This is a genomic window from [Pantoea] beijingensis (genome assembly GCF_022647505.1).
GTDB lineage: Bacteria > Pseudomonadota > Gammaproteobacteria > Enterobacterales > Enterobacteriaceae > Erwinia > Erwinia beijingensis.
In genome coordinates this window covers 948989-972509 of sequence record NZ_CP071409.1, presented here as the reverse complement: position 1 = coordinate 972509, position 23521 = coordinate 948989, and the positions used below count along the sequence as shown (strand labels likewise).

Below are 23521 nucleotides of genomic sequence, written 5' to 3'. Positions count from 1 at the left end.
GTCAGTTATCCAGATATTGCATGGTGATATGGTACTTAAATACATGCTGCATAATACTAATGGGCTCTCGCTGACCTTTACGCTGCAAATAGGTGATTTCCGTTACCAGCTTCCCACTGGCGTTACGCAGTTCACGCTTATCCGCCTTATCGGTAAGCGTCCAGCCGTGCGGTAGCTGTGGCCGCCAGCGTTCGAGAGGCCAGTTACTGAGCATCACATCGGCCAGAACCTGGCTGGCAGGTGGAAGCTGCGGGGCAACAATGGATTGCTCGGTATGCAGCCCTTTCTCATCGTAAGTGATAAGAAAAAGGCGGATCCCGACCGATGACAGTCCGGCAAGGGTCAGTTTCTTGTCATCTGCATTCAGCATTACCAGCAAGGACTGCGTATTGCCGTTAAATGTCCCGGTTAACAACTGTTGAGAGGCAACGGTAGGCGTGATACCTGGCGCAGGCAGCGTCACACGCGTGCCAGGTTCCAGCCATGCCTGTGGGCGGGCAACCTCATCAGGTTTTCCGGGGTGGGTGCATCCGGTCAATACCAGGGCAGCCATAAATAAGGCGACAAGGCGCCAGAGATTATGCTTTATCATCGTTTCTTCTTTTTTTATTCGTCATCGCCAGCGGTGAAAGCAGGAAAGCGGTGAAAATACCGCTGACCAGCACAATACCGAAACTGCTGATTGCCTGTGTGGCGCTAAATACCAACATGCCAAGCGTCAGCAGCGTAGTCATCATCGCCAGCGTAATCGCTAGCAGCGATGTCAGCGGCGTCCCACGTGCGTTACTGAAAAACAGCGTATAGTTGACGCCAATCCCCAACACCAGCACCAGTGCCAACAGCGAGAACAGATTTACCGCGTGCCCGGTGAGGCTGAGGACTGCCAGTCCGCATCCCAGCGACAGCACCGACGGTACCAGACTGACCAATCCCTTGCGCCAGCCAAGGCGAAGCACGGCACCACAGGCGATAACCGCCAACGCCACCAACAACAGACCGGTCAGCACCGAGCGATAGAGCGCAAACAGGGCATCAAACGCTTGCTTACGATCCACCCAGGCAACGCCTTGTTGCTTTTCTGCCAGTGCATTAAGCGCGGCGCTTTGACTGACACCGTCAACCGGTACCAAAACGCCACTCTCACCACCGCCCAGCGTCAACCACATCAGGCGCCAGCCTTCGCTGACCGGGCTCGCCAGCCAGGATTCTACGCTCACCGACATCGGCGTCAGATCGGGCTTAACGGCACGCAATCCGGCGCTTTTCAGCGTTTGTGCAACGACAGGTTCCGCGGCATCTAATAAGGCCATATCCTGTTGCTGACGCATCAGTGAATTGAGCGGCACGGTACGATAACCCGCGATTAGCCCCGCTTTTTTCGCCTGCTCCAGCGCGGGGATAAAGGCCTCCAGCCGCTCCAGCGTCTGCTGCGGCGAGTGACCGTAAACCACAAACCACTTCTGATCGACGCTTTGTCCGGTCAGCTGGGTAATGGATTTTTCCTGCGCCAGCAGCGTCTGCGGCAGCGCCTGCAACTGAGAGATATCGTCATCAACACGCAACATGCTCAGTCCGGCCAGCGAAAACAGCGCCAGTATCGCGGGTAACCCCATCATCAGTTTTTTATTACGCCGCCATGCCGCCAGCCAGCGCAACATCAGCACCATCGCCGGAACCGGCCGTACCGGCAAACCACGACAAAGCCACGGATGCCAGAAAATCACCGTCAGGCAGGAAGCGCTTAACCCTACGGCGGCAAATACCGCCATCTGGCGAATGCCAGGGAAAGGCGCCAGCATCATGATCGCATACGCCACAACGGTAGTGAGCAGCGCCAGCAATAAAGCCCTGCGCACCTTTACCAGACTTTGCCAGGGAGAGGCTTGCGCGCCATGCACCATCCGTTCCGTCAGATAATAGAGCGTGTAATCCGCAGAAATGCCGATAATGCTCATGCTCATCACTAACGTCATCAGGTGCAGTTCACCAAACAGCAACAGCGTCACAACGCAGCCCGCCAGCGCACCAATGGCAATCGAGATCAGGCAGAGCAGCAGCGGGCGTAGCGAACGGAACACCGCCACGATCAGTAAAATCACGCCCAGAATCGTCGCAACGCCCAGCGTCGAGACGTCACGCTTCGCCTGCTGGCTGGCATAATCACTGTAAAACAGCGTTCCGCGTGACAACAGTTGCGCCTGCGGATAGCGCGCCTGTAGCTGTTTTTCCAGCGCCGTGAGCGTCATCACCCGCTGATGCGTTTGCTGCATGTCGAAAGAGTCACCCGTCAGCTCACCGTGCAGCAGATACCAGTAGTTCTCCTGTTCATCCTGCGTCACCAGCCAGCCATCCATTAAGCGCAATTTCTGACTGTTTTGCGCCAGAGCCAGCTGTGAGCCGCGCATCAGCATCAGCGGATCGTTTTGCAGCTCTTTACCACTCACGCCGGAAAAAGCGGAATACAGTTGCGATAAGATCCACTGCGCCTGCGCCTCGCCGCCATGCTGTAGCCGTGCGCGCGTCGCGCTATCGATCAGACCATTGCGGTGCTGCCAGTAAAACGTTCCCCAGGCCTGCTGGCTGCTGGCGTCCATTGCCCCTTTCACCTCGTTAAGCACGGATGAGTGCTGCAGCAAGGTTTGCCAGTATGCAGCAACACGGGGATCGGCGGTTTTACCCGGACTCACCAACCACACCATCTGCTTATCCAGACGCTGCATAAAGCCATCGTTAAGCGCAGGCGGAATATCGCCCAGCGCCTGCTTAGGCAACATCGCCAGCACGCTGCTGTTCATTCGGGCATGAGGTAACATCACCAACAGCGTGCCCAGCAGAACCAGGCACAGCGCTCCCCATAACAGCGCAAAGCGCCGGGCGTTAGCGTTCGGCAAAACGTTGGCGCTCATCGTCGGTCAGCCCGGCCGGCGTTAACCGGTGTTGTGAAAGCGTAATATCGGTACGATCGCCCTGCTTATCATGCAATTGAATCGTTTCCAGATAGGTTTTTCCGGCGAGATCGATTGAGGTGAAAATTTTATCCAGCGGCGTCGTCGTTGGCGTCAGGCGTAAAAACCAGTGGCCTTCGCCCCGATCCTGAAAATCAATGCGGAAATTTTGCTCCAGCACGCGGCGGTCGGCCTGGAACAGCGCGCGCAGCAAATGGTTAAACTGAAACATCTGCGGATTATTTGCCGCGGTGACAACCTGCGGCGGCTGGCCGTTCACTACCTGTACCATGCGCGAATCATCCAGCATCAGACGCATCGGAAAAGGGATCGTTTGATCCCACAGCAGGCCGGTATCGCGGGCAATCAAAACCTCCCCCTGCGAGCGTAACGGTTGCGGCAGATCTTTAATCGCGCGCGTCTGGGCGAAATGTGCCCGAATAACCGGCTGCTCGGTAAAACGCTGTTGGATTTCATCCAGCGTTACTGCACTTACCCAAGGGCTGACTAATAACGCCATTAACGGCCAGTACCTCATGGTTTTACTCCCAGTAACTCAAACAGGATCGGAGGGCTGATAAAACAGAGCGCCTTGCTTTTCTCTTCCACGGCAACCTGAATGGTATAGCCCGCCGTCGTACGCTTGCCCGTCAGCACATCGAAAATTTGATAAGCGATATACAGGCGATTTTCGTACTCTTTCAGCTGAGCACGCACGCGAATACGCTGCTCAAACGTCAGCGTATCGCGGTATTTTATCCGCGTGTCGACTACCGGCCAGAGATAGCCAGACGATTTCATCTGGCGGTAGCCATAATTAAACTGGTTCAGCAGCGCTTCACGCGCTATTTCAAAGTAGCGGAAGTAGTTGCCATGCCAGACTACGCCCATCATATCGACGTCGTGGAATGGCACCGCTAATTCAACGTCAGCCGTAAAACGAGGATCGTCAAGCATCCTTACTCCTTATCAGCAGCATCGGGAAGCTGCCAGAAATCGAAAAAATTAAACCAGTCGAGCGGCGACAACAGCGCATAATGCTCCAGCCGTTGTGCATAGCGATCGACTGCCTGCTGCAAAGCGGCCTGCCGTGCGTTACGCGGCAATAACAGCGGGTCAGCAAAAGGTTCACAGTGGATATGCAGTTTTCCCTGCTGCTGCAGAGCAAAAAGCAGCATCACCGGGCAGCGCATCAGCGCAGCCAGAATAAAGGGGCCCTGAGGAAAAGGCGCCATGCGTCCCATAAATTCGCTCCAGATCACCCGCCACTCTCCACCGCGCTGCGGATTCACCGCGATGCGATCGCCAACAATCGCTACCCACTCCCCCGCATCCAGCTTCTCTTTCAGCAGCATGGCGGTTTCCGGGCCGATATCCGTTACAGGGATTAAATTCAGTCCCGCCTGCGGCGCCATCTCCTCCATGATTTGCTTAAACCGCTGCGCGTGTTCGCTGAAAACCAGCGCATTGATGACTTTACCGCCTTTCGATTGCGCCAGTGCGCGACAGACTTCCACATCGCCGAGGTGAGATGCCAGCAGCAGTTTGCCCTGTGGCGCAGACATATCCAGCGCGGCCTCCGCGCCAGGAGCAAAGAGCACGTCACGTCCGAGCCGCAGTTCGCCGCGCCAGCTGGCGACCTTATCCAGCATGGCGTTTCCGAAGCGCAAAAAATGACGGTAGCTGCTAAAATTCGCAGGTTCAGGCAGCGCACGGGCGGAAAGCTCACGGCGAACCTGCGCGATCCACTGTTGCGACGCGCGACGCGCGCTTGACGCCGTCAGCCAGTAGCCTGCGATTACCGGCCACAACAGCAGTGAAAAAGCCCCGCGCCCCAGGCAACGCCATATCCTCAGCATAATGCGCATCCCCCACAGCCCTTTGACTTCCTGCTGCCGTGCCCAATGATGACGGGAGCGGCGCATTAACAGGGAGGGAATACGTGGCAACATGCCGAAGAACAGGCGCGTATGCATCAGCGAGATACGTACGTTATCTTTCAGGGCATCAAAATGTGACAGGCCATCCCGCGGGTAGGTAACGCGAGTCGGCACAAAATAGCTGGTGTGTCCCTGCCAGTAGAGCCGCACCATCACCTCCGTGTCAAAATCCATTCGTTGTCCCAGTGCAACGTGCTGCGCCAGAGCCAGCGTCGGTGCAATGGGATAGACGCGGAAACCGCACATACTGTCTTTCAACTGCAGGGAGAGCGTCTCGATCCACACCCAAATGTGTGTGACCCAACGGCCATAACGGCGCGAGCGCGGCATTGAGTCGTCGTATACCGGCTGGCCGGAGATCAGCGCCTGGGGATGTTGCTGCGCCAGCGCCAGCAACGCGGGAATATCCTCAATCGCGTGCTGACCATCGGCATCAACCTGTACCGCGTGGCTGTATCCTGCACGCGCGGCCTCTTCCAGCCCCCGGATCACCGCGGCGCCTTTGCCGGCGTTTGGTGCCAGCCGAATCAGCGTGATCGACTGGTGCTGAGCGGCAAGCGCTTCCAGGACTCGCCGGGTCGGCTCATCGCTGCCGTCGTCGACAAGGATGCAGGGCAAGTCGAATGATGCGATCCGGGCCAGTACCTGTGTGATCATCGCACCGTGGTTGTAACAGGGAATCACTACGCAGGGCGTAAAGGTTAGCGGCATAACCGAATCTTCCCACTGCTGGACAAATGCCGTTTCTCGCCATCATGGCGGCAGTAGCTGAATAGCAGTACTTGCCGTGCTTCCTGCCACTCCAGCACTAGCGTAAGGGTATTCTCTGGCAGCAGCGGCGCCTGAAATTTAATATTCTGAATGCTGTGGAAGCGAAATCCCGGCGCCAGCAGTGTCGTCGCATAATGCATCACCCAATCGAGCTGAGCCACGCCCGGCAACAGTGGCTGTACCGCAAAATGGCCGCTAAACCAAAACAGCGCGCGATCGAGGTATAACACGATTTCCAACTGATGCTGTTGCCTCTGATGACGTTCAATTTCACGGGGTTTCATTAAACAACTCCTGCAATTGCGCATAGATACGCTTATTCATGCTGTTTACCGGTATTTCATCGATAATACGCCAGTAACGCGGTAGCGCGACCGGCTCCAGCCAGGGCAACAACGCCCGACGCCAGGCGAGCTCCAGCACTTTGCCCCCCTGTTGTTGCCAGGTATGGCGCGTCTCTCCTTCCAGCACCAGTACCGCCCCGATGCCCTGCCGTCCACCGCGAGAAACCGGTAGCGCCACGGCTTCGCGTATCCCTTCCAACGCAATTAATCTTCGTTCTATTTCGCTGAGCGAGATGCGCTTCTCCTCAATTTTTACCACCCGACCACGCCGCTCACCAAGGCGAAACTGCTCCACGCCGTCAAGGTGTAAAACATCATCAAGCAATACCCCTCGTTCATCGTCAATCAGCGGTGAAATTGCGCGAAAAGCCTCACCTTCAGCGATAAACTTCACGCCGGTAAAAGCCTGCCAGCCAATATCATCCTGCTGACGCAAGCGCCAGCCGAGCACACCGGTTTCGGTGCTTCCATAGATTTCATTGGGCCAGAGCCCGAGCCACGATTGCGTCTGCAATACGTCATGCCAGGGCAGCATTCCGCCTGCGGAAAACAGTATCTCAACCGGTGGAGGTGTAAGCTGCGGGTCGAGTCGCTTAAGGAATGCCGGACTGCTAATAAATGCGTAACGATAACGAGGATCAAGCGTAGCGAACTGCTCAGCATAGTAGAGCATCCCCGCTTGCATCGGCAGCCCCAGCGACATTGATAAAAAAATACGAAATGTCAGCCCGTATAAATGCTGGGGAACCACGGACGCAACCACCCGGCATCCCTTAAGCTGCTCGCTGAAACAGGACGCCAGCAGTAAGGCTTCCCTGTCGAGGCTGGCAACAGACTTTATCACCCGCTTGGGCGTTCCGGTGGAGCCAGAGGTAAAGAGTTCAATACAACCTGTCTCTGCAATCAACGGAAGCTTCGTCTCTGCCACCGTGCTTTTACCTGAACTTTCGACGACCAACAGTACGCCAGGCCACATCAAGGCACTGTCACTGATGACTCCACAGAATAGCGCCTGTTGCTCCTGCAGCAATGCAGCCCGACAATGACCGGGGATCACCGGCGTTTTGCCTGCACTGAGCGTAGCCAGTAGCGCGACGAGGAACAGATAGCCGTTTTCAAAGCACAGGGCCCAACGCTCGCCATCCTGCTGCTGCAGCTGATCAACCAGCTGCGCGACATCATGGCGTAACTGCCCCAGCGTCCACTGGCGATCGCCAAGCCAGGCAATAAGCGTGTCTTCAGGGCGAGACGGACTGAGCCACTGGGACAGCGGAAAGATCGGATTCATCGTGTTTCTCGTTTAATTACCCGGCGGCGTACCAACCATTCGCCTGCCATCAATATCCCTATCAGCATATAAGCCAACATGCCATTCCAAAGCGTCCATACTTTTAGGTTGCCATACAGTATGGTCAGGAGCGCGATCGCGCCATTGAAGATAAAAAAAACGCACCAGACTTGGGTCACGCGGCGAGTATAACGGACACCTGCAGGCGGCAGCTCGGGCTCACGCAGTCGTGCCAGCCGCTCAACCAACGGCATACTTGTCCATAAGGACCCGCCAAAAACACCGAGCATGACCCCATTGACGACCACCGGCCAGTAGAGTAACAACTGATGCGTTTTGAGCAGCGAACTGGCAATACACAGGATTATTCCCGCCAGCGCCGATCCTTGAATAACAAAACGCATCGGCCCGGAAAAATGCCTCGACTGGTATAAGCGTAACATCAGTAATAACGCCATCAACGGCAGCAGCCAGTGCAGGCTGTTATGCGCCAGTCCAAACCAGATTAAAAAAGGCCACACCAGCAGCATTACGCCAGTTATCAATGGCAAAACCCGCCGGGAACAAGCGCCACGCACGTTGGATTACGCGTTTCGCAACAGATGTTCTACCGCGTCAACCACATCCTGCACGGTACGCACGGCCTTAAATTCTTCCGGCTTGATCTTTTTACCGGTTTTCTTTTGCAGATGTACGATCATGTCGACAGCATCGATACTGTCCAGCTCCAGGTCTTCGTACAAACGCGCGTCAGGATGAATATCCTGGGGTTCGATTTCAAACAGTTTGGTCAGAAGTGAGGAAACTTCCTGATAAATAGCGTGTTGTTCAGTCATACGAGTCACCTACTCTCAGGCTTGTTGCGCGTTTATAAAAGAAGCCAAAGAGGCAACAGAATAAAAATGCTGTCGCATCTCTTCACTTTCCGCGGACAATATCACGCCATACTGGTTTTTTACCGCCAATCCTAATTCGAGGGCATCAATAGAATCCAGGCCTAAACCATCGCCGAACAATGCGGCCTCGGTATCAATGTCATCAGCGGAAAGCTCGTCAAGATTTAATGTATTTATAATGAGATTTTTAATTTCAAGATAAAGCGCTTGCATCATTCATTCCTGCAAAAGGTGTTTCAACGGGTTGTAATTGGTGTAAAAGATGCCGGTTCAACTGTCTTGCCGCCAGCGCCGGTTCTTTACTGGCATCATAAAAGCGATCGATTCGTACCCGCTCACGCACCACTACTTCAAATAGTGGTTTAGTGGAGGGAACGTCATACCATTTGCTCTGCTTATCCAGCAGGTGTTCACTACAGCGAATAATGACAATGCGCACGTCGCTGTGACAGCGTACGGCAATATTCGCCGCACCGCGTTGTAACACCATATTTTCACCGGGCCGCGAACGTGTGCCTTCGGGGAAAATTAAAATCGTATCACCGCGCTGTAAGCGCTCCAGGCTCTGTGGCAATAATGCATCGGCCTGGCTATTGACCAAATAATCGGCTGCCCTGATAACACCACTCATAAATGGGTTTTTCAGTAAGGCACTTTTAACCAAACAGTCAGTTTCCGGCATCACCGATGCCAACAGTACGTAATCGATCAGGGTGGGATGATTCGCCACCACCAGGCACCCCTGCTCTTTATCTAATATTTCAGCACCGCGAATGCGGTAATCCAACACGCCCGAAAACGTGGTGACTTTTAAAAAGAGACGGAAACTGGCTGAAATACTGCGTCGTGCAATCCGACGACGTCGATGTTTATCACGTACTATCACTAACAATAAGTTAAACCAAACCAGCGACAGCAGCAGTCCACCAAGGCCAAACAGCGCGAAACAGACACCTGTCATTAACAGGCGCCAGGCTCTGTTAAGGCAAGCATTCACGCCTTTCACGCACGACTCCAGCACCATTGTACTTTCTCACCGGGAATGGAAAATGTGGCGTCATCGTTCAAATAGTGCTGCAAAAATTGCAGGCTTTGCGGTAACGCCGCTTCGGAACCCTCACTGCCATTTTGCGTTGAACACCGCAATGCCTCTCCCCCTTCAAACACCATCGCCACCGCATAGGCCCACGTCGGCATCTGCGGCGGCAGGTCCGGGAGATAAAAAGCGGGTAAGTGGCCATCAAAATCAACCATCAAGATACGCTTATATCCCGCCTGTAGCAGACAGATCACCTCATATAATCCCTGCTGGAACGTATCCATACCGGCTGACAGTGAAGAAGAAACCACCGGCTGTTTCGCCACAATCGTCAGATTACCCACGGCAGAATTATGCACCGACATGGCAAAATCAGTCGGCGATACTGCCTGTTCAGTCGCCAGCGCCTGCAAAATCCGGTAATTACGCTCAAGCTCACCATGACGGCTGGTATACAGTACGGCATCAACTGAATGGCGGCGCAACATCGTCAGGCCACATTCCACGGCAAGCTTACTGCCGGAGTATAAACGCCGGGCGGTCATCATCGGAAGTTCGGTTAGTTTTGTCTGCGCAGCGGCAGGATCGATGGCGTGAGGCTGCCGTGACCATTGCTGCCACTGGGAAGCTTCACTCATTCCAGGCGCCCTGGCCTGCCAGTCGATAAGATTTAATGAAAATTTCATTTGCGCATCTGTGGTGTTCATTGGCTTAGCGCCTATCCACTGGTACGATTAACACGTACTTTACGTCATAGCCGCCAGCGGATTGCGTTGGGGTTAACACTTCTCGCATATCAGTAAAGTATGCCCAATGCCAAGATTATCGATACGCTGTTCGACTCGGAATCCGGCCATTTCCAGGTAGCGGCAAAACTTCACTACGCTGTAAAAACGGCTATTGCCATTCGCCATACAGGTAAAATATAGCGAGGAAGCATTCAGGCTAAATGACGCCGCTTCAAATTTTTGCGCATCCCAGAATAATTCCATGATGCAAAGTCGTGCCCCTGGCTTCATCGCCTGGGCTACACGCCCCAACATGGCAACAATTTGTTCCGGAGAAAAGCAGTCCAGGAACTGACTCATCCACCAGACATCTGCATCGCCAGGCAATGGCGCATCACTGAGCATATCGACCGCGTGAAAACCAATCCGATGCGATAATCCCGCATTGTTGATATTCTCGCGTGCCAACGCAATCTGCTGCGGCAAATCCAGCAGCGTTACCGCGATATTTTCATCATAGCGGCAGCAGCGCATCGCCCATTTACCGGTATTGCCGCCAACATCGTACAGACTCAGAGGTTGGTTGACGAATATATATGGCAGGGCTGCGTCAAATGCGGCATCCGAGTAGTAATGGTCGAAAGCGAACCAGCTATCCCGTGCGGCAGGCGGTAATTGCGATAATGCAGGATAAATAGAGGGCCAGTTACCAAAAACTTTGAGTCCCTCTGGTTTCGCCTCTTTCAGTGCAGCTTGCAGAAAAAACAGTCCCTGGTAACAGACATCCTGAGTGAAATCCATATTTATCCGGGTCATGGTATCGTGCAGCAGGAAATGTCCAACTTTGGCCAAATAATAGATTTCGTTTTGACACGTCACTATACGGCCGCTCAACCCCATATCCAGCAGAACGCTAACGGCATATTCGTCAAGGCTGCTATTTTCAGTGATATATTCAAGTGTTGCGCCCTGCTTACCTTGCTGATCCAAATAGGCTAATACTCCCGCGTTACGCAGGCATAAGGCTGTTTGAAAAAGCATTGGCGCGAAAGCGATGCGTTGTGCTTCGGTAATAGCATCCAGTGCGCCGAGGGTATCCTTTTCGTACATATACGCAGAGACCGTTCCTAAAATAATAGATTCAACGGGCCATACCCTGACCCGTTTTAACACGAAATAATGGATTCACCATACTGGCAGTTGGTTATACCTGCACACTTCGTTCGCTTGGCATGCTAACCGGCACTTTGGCGCGTAATTAAGATTATAAATCAGCACCAGCAGAAAGATTAACCTGAATATCTTTATCCAGATTACGTACCCAGCGGTTATAATTTTTGTGGATTTTACCGTTAGCGGCGTTCAGATTGAGGCTGCTGTCATAGTTAATAGAGTAACTGGTTGCAGAATAAGGAATACTGATTTCCGCAACGTGATCGCGAGACTGCTGACGACCTTTAATTACGCCAGGTGCGGCCTCAGACATAATCCACTGACGCTGGATACCCGCTTTAAGAATTGCGGTTCTCATCTGCGCTTCAGTGTGGCCTGCGCCCACAGAGGTATGAATTTGCGCGACGGGTGCGGTACGTGCGCAGCCTGCTAATGTCCCGATCACTGCAAAAACAGCCAGACATTTAACGATTGTTTTCATGTAGCCTCCCTTCATGATTGAGTAAAGAAATAATACAAGTTGTTATTATATGTGAATGCATTCAGAAATCATATACAAAGATTCTGAATAACCGCGACACTTTTGCGAAGAGCGATAACTATTAGCAACTGATGGCTCTATTTTTTGTATATACGCCTAATAACCAGCAACGCCTCCGACATTACAAGATCAGAAATTTCCTCAAGCGTATTTCGGGGTGATTTATCAGCCTCTTGTGTTATCTCGCGAGTGTATGATGGCCAGCCCTGTCAGGCTAAAACGTTGACGGTGAGACTAAGATAAATATACCACTGAGCGCGCCAGCCAGTGCCGGTAATAAAGAAAGCAATTAACGTTGCCACCAGACTTAGTATGCTGTTTTCACAGCATACTGTCACAGGAGGGATACGGTATATTACGAAGGCATCAGCGTAATATAATAACAGGTTCAGGCGTTAACGTTATCCAGCGGCCAGGAATCGAACAGATAACCGTCAAAGTCAATATCATCCACATTAGAGAACTCCAGCAGACGACGTTTGACGTTTTCCAGGTGCTGCCACATCGCAAGTTTCGCCGCGCGGGCATCTTTTTTGATTAATGCGGCAAGGATCTGCTTATGATCGACCAGCCACTCTTTACGATAATGGGTGTCACGGAGGTGGGAGTGTAGCTGGAGCCACATAGGATTGTTTTCCCGCCACTGCCATGACTGACGGAACAACTCCACCAGCATACTGTTGTGAGTCGCTTCAGCAATCGCCAGATGAAACTGCATATCACCGCTTTCGGACCCTCCTGGCACACTGCTGGCAAGCTCTCGCTCTTCGAGCTGTAAGGCCTGCCGCATTTTTATGATATCTTCACGGGTCGCTTGCAAAGCGGCAAATTCGGCGATATTACTTTCCAGCAACTGGCGTGCCTGCAACAGTTCAAATGGACCGGCGACATTGCAATTGTTTGCGTCGGTGCCCTCAATCCCCTCTTCCTGAACCTTGTTATTGAGGACATAGATCCCGGCGCCGCGTCGCACTTCTACCAAACCTTTAATTTCAAGCATGATCAACGCTTCGCGCACCACCGTACGACTTACCTCCAGCATTTCAGCGATTTCGCGCTCCGGCGGTAAGCGTTCCCCTGGGTTGTACGGTGTTTGTACTATCAGAGCACGAATCATCGTGCCAACTTCCTGATAAGGCCTGTGCTGTGAAGAATTAAATTTCATAAAATCATGTCGTAAAAGGCGATTATTCAGTACCTGACTATAGCATTCTGCAAAAATGTTTGCATCGGCACCGCGCCAAAACCAAACAACTGGTCAACCAATTATAACTTTTTTGTACGTTCAATATTCATTTGATTACCTGCCCTGTCGGCTTCATAAGGCAATACGACGACGTACCCCATACTGAAACGAGCGAATATCATGACCTGACAACACTAAAATATAATTTAATAATTCATACCATTACAAAAAGCACTTTACATTATCGCGTGAAAATCAATCATCTTTCTGCTTGCCGCAGAGAGAAAGGGAACCCGTCAGCCAACCAGCATGAAAGTGTGGTTAAAGCACGCAACCAATCAAAATTGGTTGACCTTAAAATAAAAATGAGATTTTTTATCAATTACCAGAGAAGAATAACCAGACTACGCTAAGCCGAAGACTTAACGCCATAAAAACAATCAAGCAATTGAATATAAACATTTTTTATAAAAAACAACAAACGTTAAAACAACCAAACCACATCTATCCATGTACAAACACGTCATACATCATCAATAAAAATAAATAAGACACTGTGATAACAATCTCATAAATGGTTGACCAATACCGGTAACGTACATACCAAACCAGTAACAGCTCAACCAATAAAAGGCGAATGTTAATGCACATTCTCAATATCCTGTGGGTCGTATTCGGCATCGCACTTATGCTGGTTCTGAATCTACGATTTCGAATAAATTCAATGGTCGCGCTACTATTGGCGGCGTTGGCTGTCGGGATGCTGGCGGGCATGAATTTGATGGACCTGCTGCACACGATGAAAACCGGTTTTGGCAATACGCTAGGTGAACTTGCCATTATCGTGGTATTTGGTGCCGTTATTGGCAAACTGATGGTAGATTCAGGTGCCGCATATCAAATTGCGCACACACTACTGGCCCGTTTTGGCCTGCGCTACGTACAACTGTCAGTGATTATCATCGGTCTGATTTTCGGCCTGGCAATGTTCTACGAAGTCGCCTTTATTATGCTGGCGCCGCTGATTATTGTCATTGCTGTTGAAGCCAAAGTCCCATTCCTGAAACTGGCTATCCCGGCTATTGCTGCCGCAACCACAGCGCATTCATTATTTCCGCCACAACCGGGACCGGTTGCACTAGTGAACGCTTACGGCGCAGATATGGGCATGGTCTATATCTATGGTATTTTGGTAACCATCCCGAGCGTTATCTGCGCAGGGCTTATTTTGCCCAAGTTTCTCGGTAATCTCGAACGTCCAACCCCTGCATTTCTGAAAGCTGATGTCCCGATTGACAAAAATAACCTTCCCTCCTTTGGGGTATCGATTTTAGTCCCCTTGATCCCGGCCATTATTATGATCGCCACCACTATCGCGAACATATGGCTGGTAAAGGGCACTTCTGCGTGGGGAGTCGTTAACTTTATCGGCTCTTCGCCTATCGCGATGTTTATCGCGATGATTGTGGCATTCATCCTGTTTGGCACCGCACGTGGTCACGATATGCAATGGGTGATGAATGCATTTGAAAATGCAGTAAAAAGTATCGCAATGGTGATTCTGATTATTGGCGCCGGTGGCGTACTAAAGCAGACCATCATTGATACCGGTATTGGTAACACCATTGGTATGCTGATGTCCCACAGTAATATTTCGCCTTACATCATGGCGTGGCTTATTACCGTGCTAATCCGTCTGGCAACGGGTCAGGGCGTTGTGTCAGCCATGACCGCCGCCGGCATTATTAGCGCAGCGATCCTGGATCCGGTGACCGGACACATGGTTGGGGTCAATCCGGCGCTACTGGTACTGGCAACCGCAGCGGGTTCTAATACCCTGACCCACATAAATGATGCCTCATTCTGGTTGTTCAAAGGCTACTTCGATCTCTCGGTGAAAGACACACTAAAAACCTGGGGCCTGCTGGAACTGGTTAACTCTGTCGTCGGACTGATTATTGTCTTAATTATTAGCCTTTTTGGCTAATTCCTTTAACAAGCATACTGTCCCGCATGCTGACTATCGGAAAACGGCTGGACAGTGCCCGCCTCCCGGCAAGTTCTGTCTGCTGTTCGGACCTCACCTTCAACAGGCAGAGCTTGCCGGGGCGTTTCAAATTGAACAACGCCCTCACTTATGATGCGTTTGATCGCTTGCTGCCTCATTTTTATGCCAGTGCGCTTACCCGCCAGGCTAGTATAGCGTTGGCAATAAGCCTGGAGTCCAGCGCCTGATAAATGAGCATAGAGATGATGGGGGCTCGCTACCTAATCTGCTGCTATCAGCGATGACAGCAAATCAAATTTCGCCTTGCTATGAACTGTTGGACTAAAATTATGGTGGGGAAAGTTCCCCCACCAAGCCAGCATCTATTTAAAATTGAAACTATCCGGGTGATTATCAAGGCTGCCTGTCAGTGCTGCGAGCAGGACTGTCTTCCCATCAATCGACAAATCATCAGGTATATTTAACCACTGTAGTTTTTCATTACCTGTATTCTCATCTACTGAGGAAAATACACCCGCTATTTTTTTCGTTACCGGGGCGTAAAGCACGGCGATTCGTTGTGAACCACAATCATGCGGTTTGCATGAAGTCAGCACCAGATACTGATTGCCTGCGATGTTGACTTTCTGGCCCTGAGAGTCTGTTCCACCCTGAGTTATCCATTTGGGTAAATGCTGGTTAGCCGCCATTTTCAGGAACTCCGCCTTCGTATCCTGATCCACTGCCAGTTTACTGATGGTTAGTTCATCTTGCGCATACGCGGATGTGGCTAAACCTGAAAATGAGAGAAATAGTGCAATAAGTGTTTTTTTCATAAAATTATCCTTTTCTTATCAATAAACTGTAAAACGCACTTGCCCGTTCTATCCTTACGAGAAAGAGATACCTGATATTTTGACTTAATCCGCATGTTTAGCGGCAGCTCACCGTAAATCCTGTACACCACTTTTGTCGCTGAACTTAAAACCTTTTACGTTACGCAGCGAATTACGTAAGGTGAGTTTGCAACGGATCATACCGCCTCCTGCCGTAGCATCAGCAGATACTGACGGATCGCTTGTTCAGCAAAAAACAGGCAATCGAGATGCGTGCTGTTTTCAATGACGCTGAAGCGCAGTTGCCTGTTACCGTTTTTTCCGTGAACTCTCTCATCGCCCGGGCGCTGAATAACTCATCGTTTCCGGCAACAAGTAACAATACTGGCGCCCCCCCGATTCACTAGCTCCATTGCCTGCATTCCATCGTTCTCCTTGCTGCCCGCCTAAATGCAGTTGAGACTGCCTTCAATCGCCATTCAGCATTGCATCATCCGGCAACGCGTGTCGGGACTGACCTATCGTTAATCTCGTCTGTCCCATCGGCGGGAGTCTGCGGGGGTCAGTAGCACGACACAGACTAGTGCCAACTGACGCAACTGCCTTTCATTACGCCGATCAGCGGATACAAGTGACCAAATTCAGTAAACCACTTCAGCTCAACAACATCCATTTTTCATTTGATTTTGTTAGGATTTCTCTTTGTTGCGAGCATTGTCTGAACTAACTGTCGGACAACTTGCCTTGCGTCATCGATACTTGGAAAATCTGACACATTTCCAACCTTTACCTTCAAGACAGAGCTTGGCTTCTTAACTTCACTGACATTACGATGACGAGGCTACTCTTCGCTGGATTACATAGGTTTTTTTCGTCAAACTTACCTTAACCCCGAAACTTACTGGCGAACCACGATGATCGTCAAAACGATGTATGCTTTCTGTTGTGGGTTAGGTTTGAAAACAACTTTTCCAGAACTACTGAGTACAGGCTTAATATTGATACTTAACTTATTGATAATAGAAGATTGGCTGAGAGTTGTTTTCAACGTATCACCACTATTTGTAGCCCAAGAATGGTGAGAAGGTAACCTGCCACGTTCCGGGCTAAAAATGAGCGACAAATTTATGGGTGTATGTGGGTTTAACGGGGGCTTTACCTTGGACCACATGAGCACACGAAAGAATATAAAAATGAGTAAAATCAATATGAATGAGTCATTTGATAAGGACTTCTCTAGCCATACGCCCATGATGCAGCAATACCTTCGCCTGAAGGCAGAGCATCCGGACATCTTGCTGTTCTACCGCATGGGCGATTTTTACGAGCTCTTTTATGAAGATGCCAAACGCGCCTCACAACTGCTGGAGATCTCACTGACGAAGCGAGGTGCCTCTGCCGGTGAACCGATTCCTATGGCGGGCGTGCCTTATCATGCGGTGGAAAACTACCTGGCAAAGCTGGTGCAACTGGGGGAATCCGTCGCGATTTGTGAACAGATAGGTGATCCGGCAACCAGCAAAGGTCCGGTAGAGCGCAAGGTCGTCCGCATTGTCACGCCTGGAACCATCAGTGATGAAGCGCTGCTTCAGGAACGCCAGGACAACTTGCTGGCAGCCATCTGGCAAGGATCGCGGGGGTTTGGCTTCGCTACGCTGGATATCAGCTCAGGTCGCTTCCGCCTTGCCGAACCAACCGATAAAGAAACCATGGCAGCAGAGCTGCAGCGCACCAATCCTGCGGAACTGCTTTATCCGGAAGACTTTGCCGCCATGGAGCTGGTTGAGAATCGTCGGGGAATACGGCGGCGTCCGCTGTGGGAGTTTGAACCGGATACCGCTCGCCAGCAGTTAAACATGCAATTTGGCACACGCGATCTCAGTGGTTTTGGCGTTGAGCAAGCCCATATGGCGCTCCGGGCGGCGGGCTGTCTGCTGCAGTACGTTAAAGATACTCAGCGTACTTCCCTTCCCCATATTCGTGCATTAACCATGGAACGCCAGCAGGATGGCATTATCATGGATGCCGCCACACGGCGTAACCTCGAAATCACGCAAAATTTGGCTGGCGGAATCGATAATACACTCTCGTCGGTGCTGGATCGCACCGTTACGCCGATGGGAAGTCGCATGCTGAAACGCTGGCTACATATGCCCATCCGCGATCTCAACATCATTAACCAGCGCCAGGAAAGTATTGCCGCTCTGCAAGAGCCCTTTTCAGCGTTGCAACCGGTTCTGCGCCAGGTCGGCGATCTGGAGCGTATTCTGGCACGGCTGGCATTACGCACCGCTCGCCCACGCGATCTTGCGCGTATGCGTCACGCGTTTCAGCAACTTCCTGAACTTAACGCGCAGCTTGCGCAAATCGATGTCGAACATCTGCAAACACTACGTTCGCAAATGGGGCAGTTTGATGAGCTACGCGAGCTGCTGGAACGAGCTATCATTGAATCCCCCCCGGTGCTGGTCCGTGACGGCGGCGTCATTGCCCCGGGCTACAATGCCGAGCTGGACGAGTGGCGCGCGCTAGCTGATGGAGCAACAGATTATTTAGATCGGCTGGAAATTCGCGAACGTGAAAAGCTGGGGTTGGATACGTTAAAAGTTGGCTTTAACGCGATACATGGCTACTACATTCAGGTGAGCCGCGGGCAGAGCCATTTAGTCCCTATTCACTATGTGCGCCGCCAGACGCTGAAAAATGCAGAACGTTACATTATCCCGGAGTTAAAAGAGTACGAAGATAAAGTGCTCACCTCAAAAGGAAAGGCGTTAGCATTAGAAAAAGCGATGTATGAGGCGTTATTTGATCTGTTGCTACCACATCTGGAAAATTTATTGCTCAGTGCCGCCGCGCTGGCGGAACTTGACGTGCTGGTAAACCTTGCCGAGCGCGCATGGACGCTGGATTATAAGCGACCAGTGTTGAGCGAAAAAGCCGGAATATCACTGCGTGGTGGTCGCCATCCGGTGGTTGAACAGGTTCTGAAAGAACCGTTTATTGCTAACCCACTTTCGCTGTCACCCCAGCGTCGTATGTTAATTATTACCGGCCCCAACATGGGGGGTAAAAGTACCTATATGCGGCAAAATGCATTGATTGTGCTTATGGCCTATATCGGTAGCTTTGTACCTGCAGAGCAAGCCGCCATCGGTCCTGTCGATCGTATTTTTACGCGTGTCGGTGCTGCAGACGATCTGGCCTCCGGCCGCTCGACCTTTATGGTGGAAATGACCGAAACGGCTAACATCCTGCATAATGCAACGGAGCACAGCCTGGTATTGATGGATGAAATTGGACGTGGGACGTCCACCTATGATGGACTTTCGCTGGCTTGGGCCTGTGCAGAAGGGCTGGCAAATCGCATTAAAGCCATGACCTTATTCGCGACGCATTACTTTGAATTGACCACTCTGCCAGAGAAAATGGAGGGCGTTGCCAACATTCACCTGGATGCGGTTGAGCATGGTGATACGATTGCCTTTATGCACAGCGTCCAGGATGGTGCTGCCAGTAAAAGTTACGGCCTGGCAGTGGCCGCGTTAGCCGGTGTCCCTAAAGAGGTAATTAAACGCGCCCGGCAGAAACTGAAAGAGCTGGAAGCACTCTCAGGCAGTACGGCAGCATCACATATCGACGGCGCACAACTCCCTTTATTGGTCGAAGAAACCTCGCCAGCTCTGGACGCGCTGGACGCGCTGGATCCTGACTCGCTCTCCCCTCGTCAGGCCCTGGAATGGATCTATCGACTGAAGTCACTGGTGTAAATTTTTTTCGCAGCACGGCGGTTGGGCAAGCTCGTTGGCTCAGCCAATGTGCGGTGGGAAGAAATATAATGATTCCTGTCGTATTTGAGATAGGTAAACGTTAGCAACTCAGAAGCAAAGTTCACGCCCGGAAATCGCGCATTCTGGGGCGAAAATAATTAAACGCGTATTGTGACCAATAAAAAAGCGGTGGGGTTAACCACCGCTTTTCGCATCTACTCATCGTAATGATTAAAGCCTGCCGCTCTTACTCACGGAACAGCGCTTCAATATTCAGCCCTTGCGCCTGCAAAATTTCACGCAGACGTCGCAAGCCTTCAACCTGAATCTGACGAACACGCTCGCGAGTCAAACCTATTTCACGTCCAACATCTTCAAGCGTTGCCGCTTCATAGCCTAACAGGCCGAAACGACGTGCCAGCACTTCACGCTGCTTGGCATTCAATTCGAACAACCATTTGACGATGCTCTGCTTCATATCATCGTCTTGCGTGGTATCTTCTGGTCCGTTGTCTTTTTCATCGGCCAGAATATCCAGCAGCGCTTTTTCAGAATCTCCACCTAATGGAGTGTCGACTGAAGTAATGCGTTCGTTGAGACGTAGCATGCGACTAACATCATCAACAGGTTTATCAAGCTGTTCGGCAATCTCTTCCGCACTAGGCTCATGATCGAGCTTGTGAGAGAGTTCACGCGCCGTACGCAGATAAACATTAAGCTCTTTAACAATGTGAATTGGCAGACGAATAGTACGGGTTTGGTTCATTATCGCCCGTTCGATTGTCTGACGAATCCACCAGGTGGCATACGTTGAAAAACGGAACCCTCTTTCCGGGTCAAACTTCTCAACGGCTCTGATCAAGCCAAGATTTCCCTCTTCAATCAGGTCAAGTAGTGCCAGACCACGATTGCTGTAACGGCGGGCAATCTTTACCACCAGACGTAAGTTACTTTCGATCATGCGGCGACGAGAAGGCACGTCACCTCGTAATGCACGGCGAGCAAAAAACACTTCTTCCTCTGCCGTTAACAATGGAGAATAACCGATCTCTCCAAGGTAGAGCTGCGTCGCATCCAAAACGCGTTGCGTCGCACCTTGTGACAACAACTCTTCTTCTGCTAGATCGTTATCACCAGGATCATTTCCGACAAGAGCCTTCTCATCAAAAATCTCAGCTCCGTTCTCGTCGAATTCCGCGTCTTCGTGTAACTCGTTTACTTTCAGCGTATTCTGGCTCATAAGCGGCTCCTACCCGTGATCCCTAAGGCAGAACACCAGGGTTCTGCCGGTTTATCGCTGCGGTAAATAACGCAACGGGTTTACGGATTTCCCCTTGTAACGAATTTCAAAATGCAATCTAACTGAACTGGTACCTGTACTGCCCATCGTCGCGATCTTCTGACCCGCTTTCACTTCTTGTTGTTCACGGACCAGCATCGTGTCGTTGTGCGCATATGCGCTCAGGTAGTCATCATTATGTTTGATGATTATCAAATTACCATAACCGCGAAGAGCATTCCCTGCATATACAACGCGCCCAGAGGCGGTAGATACTACAGGTTGTCCACGCGACCCGGAGATATCGATTCCTTTATTGCCCCCTTCGGAAGCCGAGAAGTTATCAATAATCTTACCTTCAGTAGGCCAGCGCCAGGTTCCCACCGGAGTGGTGCTGTTCGTTGTACTACTGACTGTCGGGGTAGTAACCGGGGCTGTTGTCGTTGCAACAGTTGTTCCCGATGAAGGCAGCATTTTGCCCCCACTTGATTTTCCAGAATCTTCAGAATACGTAATAACAGGTTGCTGTGCAACCGTTCCCGGTTTTATTTGGGAAGAGTTTGGTGGCGTCGGTACGCCACCTTGGGTGGCATCCGCGACGGTAATCGCATTACCACCGGTAATCGGAGTTCCTGCGCCATTCGCCACCTGCAACGACTGACCGACATTCAGACCGTAGGGAGCCGGGATATTATTGCGCTGTGCCAGGTCACGGAAGTCGTTTCCGGTAATCCAGGCAATATAGAACAGCGTATCACCGCGTTTCACGGTATAAGTATCACCGCTGTAACTACCTTTAGGAATATTCCCATAACTTCGATTGTAAACAATGTGCCCGTTTTCGGTCACAACGTTTGAATTTGCACCGGAAGCAGATCTCGGCATCGCCGGAACCGCACCACCGATCATGCCACCACCCGAAGCAGCGCCAGCGCTGTTCTGGCTACTACTCATACCGGAGTTTCCACCGACGGAACTGATCGGAGCCTGCGTTGAATCGTTAGAACAACCCGCTAACCAAAAACCAACAAGCGAAACGGCCGCAATACGGCTTAATTTAAATACTGGGCTTCCCGTGCTCATTTATCCCCCGTGACGGCAAAAACTAAAAATAACTATTGGTTTACATCCTGACGTAGCCACCGTAAACGCTTTAAGCGCACGGTATCTCACGCTGATCGATGAGAATCGCTGATACTAACAATATAGAAACAACCGTGCCATTAATCAGTTGTATAGAAATGCTGGGTCAGGCCAAATCCCCTTTCACCAGCGGGACAAAGCGCACCGCCTCAACGGTATCCACCACAAATTCGCCGCTCTGCCGGCGAATACGTTTCAGCATCTGTTGCTCTTCTCCCACCGGCAGCACCATAATCCCGCCTTCATCCAGTTGTGACATCAATTCAACAGGAATTTCCGGCGGGGCCGCGGTCACAATGATGGCATCAAACGGCCCACGTGATGGCCAACCCTGCCAGCCATCGCCGTGTCGCGTTGAAATATTATGCAGGTCGAGCTGTTTAAGCCGGCGTTTAGCCTGCCACTGCAGCCCTTTAATGCGCTCAACAGAACAAACATGTTCCACCAGATGCGCCAAAATTGCGGTCTGATAACCCGATCCCGTACCAATTTCCAACACGCGTGACGTTGGCGTTAATTCCAGTAACGCAGTCATTCTCGCCACCATATAGGGCTGAGATATGGTCTGGCCTGAACCTATCGGCAACGCCACGTTTTCCCAGGCTTTATGTTCAAAAGCCTCGTCAACAAAGCGCTCACGCGGCACATCTTCAATGGCCTTTAGCAAACGCTCGTCGTCAATGCCCTGCAGACGCAGTTGCGCCAACAGCGTATCTATACGCTTGTTTACCATTCCTTATTAACCTCGGCTTTGATTAGCCACCCTGAAACGACATCCTGCGCAGCATGGGCCGTTAAATCGACATGCAATGCCGTCACGGAGACATAGCCTTCATCAATAGCGGCAAAATCAGTATCTGGTCCCGCATCAAACTTGTCGCCCGGTGGCCCGATCCAGTACAGCGTAGTACCACGTGGATCCTGCTGGGGAATAACCTGATCCGAAGGATGGCGGCTGCCACATCGCGTCACACGGATACCTTTAATCTGATCGAGCGGCAGGTCCGGTACGTTAATATTCAGAATTCGCCCGGTACGCAACGGTTCACGCTGCAATGCTCGTAAAATAGAACAGGTTACCGCCGCCGCCGTATCATAATGCTGATGGCCGTCCAGTGACACCGCCAGCGCCGGCAAGCCGAGATGGCGTCCTTCCATTGCAGCTGCCACGGTGCCAGAGTAGATAACATCATCGCCGAGATTGGGGCCGGCATTAATACCGGAAACCACGATATCGGGCTTTGGATGCATCAGTGCATTGACCCCAAGATAAACGCAATCCGTTGGCGTCCCCATCTGTACGGCGATATCACCGTTGGGATAAGGAAAAGTACGTAACGGTGTTTCCAGCGTCAGAGAGTTCGATGCCCCACTACGATTACGATCGGGCGCCACAATCTGTACCTCAGCAAATTCACGCAAAGCTTTAGCCAGCGTTTGAATTCCCGGGGCGTGGATGCCATCGTCATTACTCAGCAATATCCGCATTACAGCGTAACCTTATAATTTAAATGAATCATACCTGTGCCCTAAACCATTCCGGAAGCACGAGAACGCCCATGGAACTGACAGCGATAAGCGGCCAGAGAACGCTCACGTTCTGGTAAGTTTGGCTGCCCTCAATAACAACAGCTAACGTAAGTGCAACACCAAAT

22 protein-coding genes and 1 pseudogene are annotated in these 23521 nt (G+C 51.4%); 2 read left to right on the top strand and 21 right to left on the bottom strand.

Annotated elements, in window-relative coordinates; genetic code table 11:
• Position 1: 1 nt before the first annotated feature.
• From J1C60_RS04365 to uxuR, 15 genes are all read right to left on the bottom strand, one after another.
• Positions 2 to 592 (bottom strand): DUF3261 domain-containing protein, encoded by a 591-nt coding sequence (locus tag J1C60_RS04365; RefSeq protein WP_128178396.1) that lies wholly within the window; start codon positions 590 to 592, stop codon positions 2 to 4.
• On the bottom strand, positions 579 to 2906 hold the full coding sequence (locus tag J1C60_RS04360) for an MMPL family transporter (protein ID WP_128178395.1): 2328 nt from the start codon (positions 2904 to 2906) through the stop codon (positions 579 to 581). The genes J1C60_RS04365 and J1C60_RS04360 overlap by 14 nt, the downstream gene beginning before the upstream one ends.
• Positions 2878 to 3483: an outer membrane lipoprotein carrier protein LolA gene (locus tag J1C60_RS04355; RefSeq protein WP_128178394.1), complete on the bottom strand. Its 606-nt coding sequence runs from the start codon at positions 3481 to 3483 to the stop codon at positions 2878 to 2880. Before J1C60_RS04355 ends, J1C60_RS04360 begins: the two co-directional genes overlap by 29 nt.
• Complete coding sequence (locus J1C60_RS04350) at positions 3480 to 3902, bottom strand: acyl-CoA thioesterase (RefSeq protein WP_128178393.1); 423 nt, start codon at positions 3900 to 3902, stop codon at positions 3480 to 3482. The genes J1C60_RS04355 and J1C60_RS04350 overlap by 4 nt, the downstream gene beginning before the upstream one ends.
• A 2-nt stretch (positions 3903 to 3904) precedes the next feature.
• Positions 3905 to 5596, bottom strand: a complete 1692-nt coding sequence (locus J1C60_RS04345) for a glycosyltransferase family 2 protein (protein ID WP_128178392.1) — start codon at positions 5594 to 5596, stop codon at positions 3905 to 3907.
• The gene (locus J1C60_RS04340; RefSeq protein ID WP_128178390.1) at positions 5587 to 5940 is read right to left on the bottom strand and encodes an ApeI family dehydratase; all 354 of its coding nucleotides are present in this window, start codon (positions 5938 to 5940) and stop codon (positions 5587 to 5589) included. Before J1C60_RS04340 ends, J1C60_RS04345 begins: the two co-directional genes overlap by 10 nt.
• Entirely contained in the window at positions 5927 to 7288 is a 1362-nt protein-coding gene (locus J1C60_RS04335; protein WP_128178389.1) for a class I adenylate-forming enzyme family protein, read from the bottom strand. Before J1C60_RS04335 ends, J1C60_RS04340 begins: the two co-directional genes overlap by 14 nt.
• Positions 7285 to 7818, bottom strand: a complete 534-nt coding sequence (locus J1C60_RS04330; RefSeq protein WP_128178445.1) for a COG4648 family protein — start codon at positions 7816 to 7818, stop codon at positions 7285 to 7287. Before J1C60_RS04330 ends, J1C60_RS04335 begins: the two co-directional genes overlap by 4 nt.
• A gap of 54 nt (positions 7819 to 7872) precedes the next feature.
• Positions 7873 to 8124 carry an acyl carrier protein gene (locus J1C60_RS04325; RefSeq protein ID WP_128178387.1) on the bottom strand — a complete coding sequence of 84 codons (252 nt, stop codon included), beginning with the start codon at positions 8122 to 8124 and terminating at the stop codon, positions 7873 to 7875.
• Positions 8125 to 8139: 15 nt separating this feature from the next.
• Complete coding sequence (locus J1C60_RS04320) at positions 8140 to 8397, bottom strand: phosphopantetheine-binding protein (RefSeq protein WP_128178444.1); 258 nt, start codon at positions 8395 to 8397, stop codon at positions 8140 to 8142.
• Positions 8378 to 9145 carry a lysophospholipid acyltransferase family protein gene (locus J1C60_RS04315; RefSeq protein WP_229655813.1) on the bottom strand — a complete coding sequence of 256 codons (768 nt, stop codon included), beginning with the start codon at positions 9143 to 9145 and terminating at the stop codon, positions 8378 to 8380. The genes J1C60_RS04320 and J1C60_RS04315 overlap by 20 nt, the downstream gene beginning before the upstream one ends.
• Positions 9146 to 9186: 41 nt before the next feature.
• The gene (locus J1C60_RS04310) at positions 9187 to 9909 is read right to left on the bottom strand and encodes a beta-ketoacyl synthase chain length factor (RefSeq protein ID WP_128178384.1); all 723 of its coding nucleotides are present in this window, start codon (positions 9907 to 9909) and stop codon (positions 9187 to 9189) included.
• A 93-nt stretch (positions 9910 to 10002) separates the two neighbouring features.
• Positions 10003 to 11061, bottom strand: a complete 1059-nt coding sequence (locus tag J1C60_RS04305; protein ID WP_128178381.1) for a methyltransferase — start codon at positions 11059 to 11061, stop codon at positions 10003 to 10005.
• Positions 11062 to 11215: 154 nt separating this feature from the next.
• Positions 11216 to 11605 carry a hypothetical protein gene (locus J1C60_RS04300; protein WP_128178380.1) on the bottom strand — a complete coding sequence of 130 codons (390 nt, stop codon included), beginning with the start codon at positions 11603 to 11605 and terminating at the stop codon, positions 11216 to 11218.
• Between the two features lie 448 nt (positions 11606 to 12053).
• Positions 12054 to 12830, bottom strand: coding sequence for a Uxu operon transcriptional regulator (gene uxuR / locus J1C60_RS04295; protein WP_128178378.1), 777 nt, complete (start codon positions 12828 to 12830; stop codon positions 12054 to 12056).
• A 664-nt stretch (positions 12831 to 13494) separates the two neighbouring features.
• Here uxuR and gntP point away from each other — a divergent pair.
• Positions 13495 to 14838: a gluconate permease GntP gene (gene gntP / locus J1C60_RS04290; RefSeq protein ID WP_128178376.1), complete on the top strand. Its 1344-nt coding sequence runs from the start codon at positions 13495 to 13497 to the stop codon at positions 14836 to 14838.
• Between the two features lie 383 nt (positions 14839 to 15221).
• On the opposite strand, the gene ivy is transcribed toward gntP, so the two are convergent.
• Entirely contained in the window at positions 15222 to 15674 is a 453-nt protein-coding gene (ivy, locus tag J1C60_RS04285; RefSeq protein ID WP_128178374.1) for an Ivy family C-type lysozyme inhibitor, read from the bottom strand.
• Positions 15675 to 16353: 679 nt separating this feature from the next.
• Positions 16354 to 16722: pseudogene (locus J1C60_RS04280) on the bottom strand (integrase); the annotation flags it as partial.
• Positions 16723 to 16882: 160 nt separating this feature from the next.
• On the opposite strand from J1C60_RS04280, the gene mutS reads away from it, so the two are divergent.
• On the top strand, positions 16883 to 19444 hold the full coding sequence (gene mutS, locus J1C60_RS04275; RefSeq protein WP_128178443.1) for a DNA mismatch repair protein MutS: 2562 nt from the start codon (positions 16883 to 16885) through the stop codon (positions 19442 to 19444).
• A 247-nt stretch (positions 19445 to 19691) separates the two neighbouring features.
• On the opposite strand, the gene rpoS is transcribed toward mutS, so the two are convergent.
• The 4 genes from rpoS to surE all read right to left on the bottom strand — a co-directional run bounded on the left by rpoS (position 19692) and on the right by surE (position 23354).
• On the bottom strand, positions 19692 to 20684 hold the full coding sequence (gene rpoS / locus J1C60_RS04270) for an RNA polymerase sigma factor RpoS (protein WP_128178372.1): 993 nt from the start codon (positions 20682 to 20684) through the stop codon (positions 19692 to 19694).
• A 51-nt stretch (positions 20685 to 20735) separates the two neighbouring features.
• Positions 20736 to 21806, bottom strand: a complete 1071-nt coding sequence (gene nlpD / locus J1C60_RS04265; RefSeq protein WP_128178371.1) for a murein hydrolase activator NlpD — start codon at positions 21804 to 21806, stop codon at positions 20736 to 20738.
• Between the two features lie 166 nt (positions 21807 to 21972).
• The gene (locus tag J1C60_RS04260; protein WP_128178369.1) at positions 21973 to 22599 is read right to left on the bottom strand and encodes a protein-L-isoaspartate(D-aspartate) O-methyltransferase; all 627 of its coding nucleotides are present in this window, start codon (positions 22597 to 22599) and stop codon (positions 21973 to 21975) included.
• The gene (gene surE, locus J1C60_RS04255) at positions 22593 to 23354 is read right to left on the bottom strand and encodes a 5'/3'-nucleotidase SurE (protein ID WP_128178367.1); all 762 of its coding nucleotides are present in this window, start codon (positions 23352 to 23354) and stop codon (positions 22593 to 22595) included. Before surE ends, J1C60_RS04260 begins: the two co-directional genes overlap by 7 nt.
• Positions 23355 to 23521 lie beyond the last annotated feature (167 nt).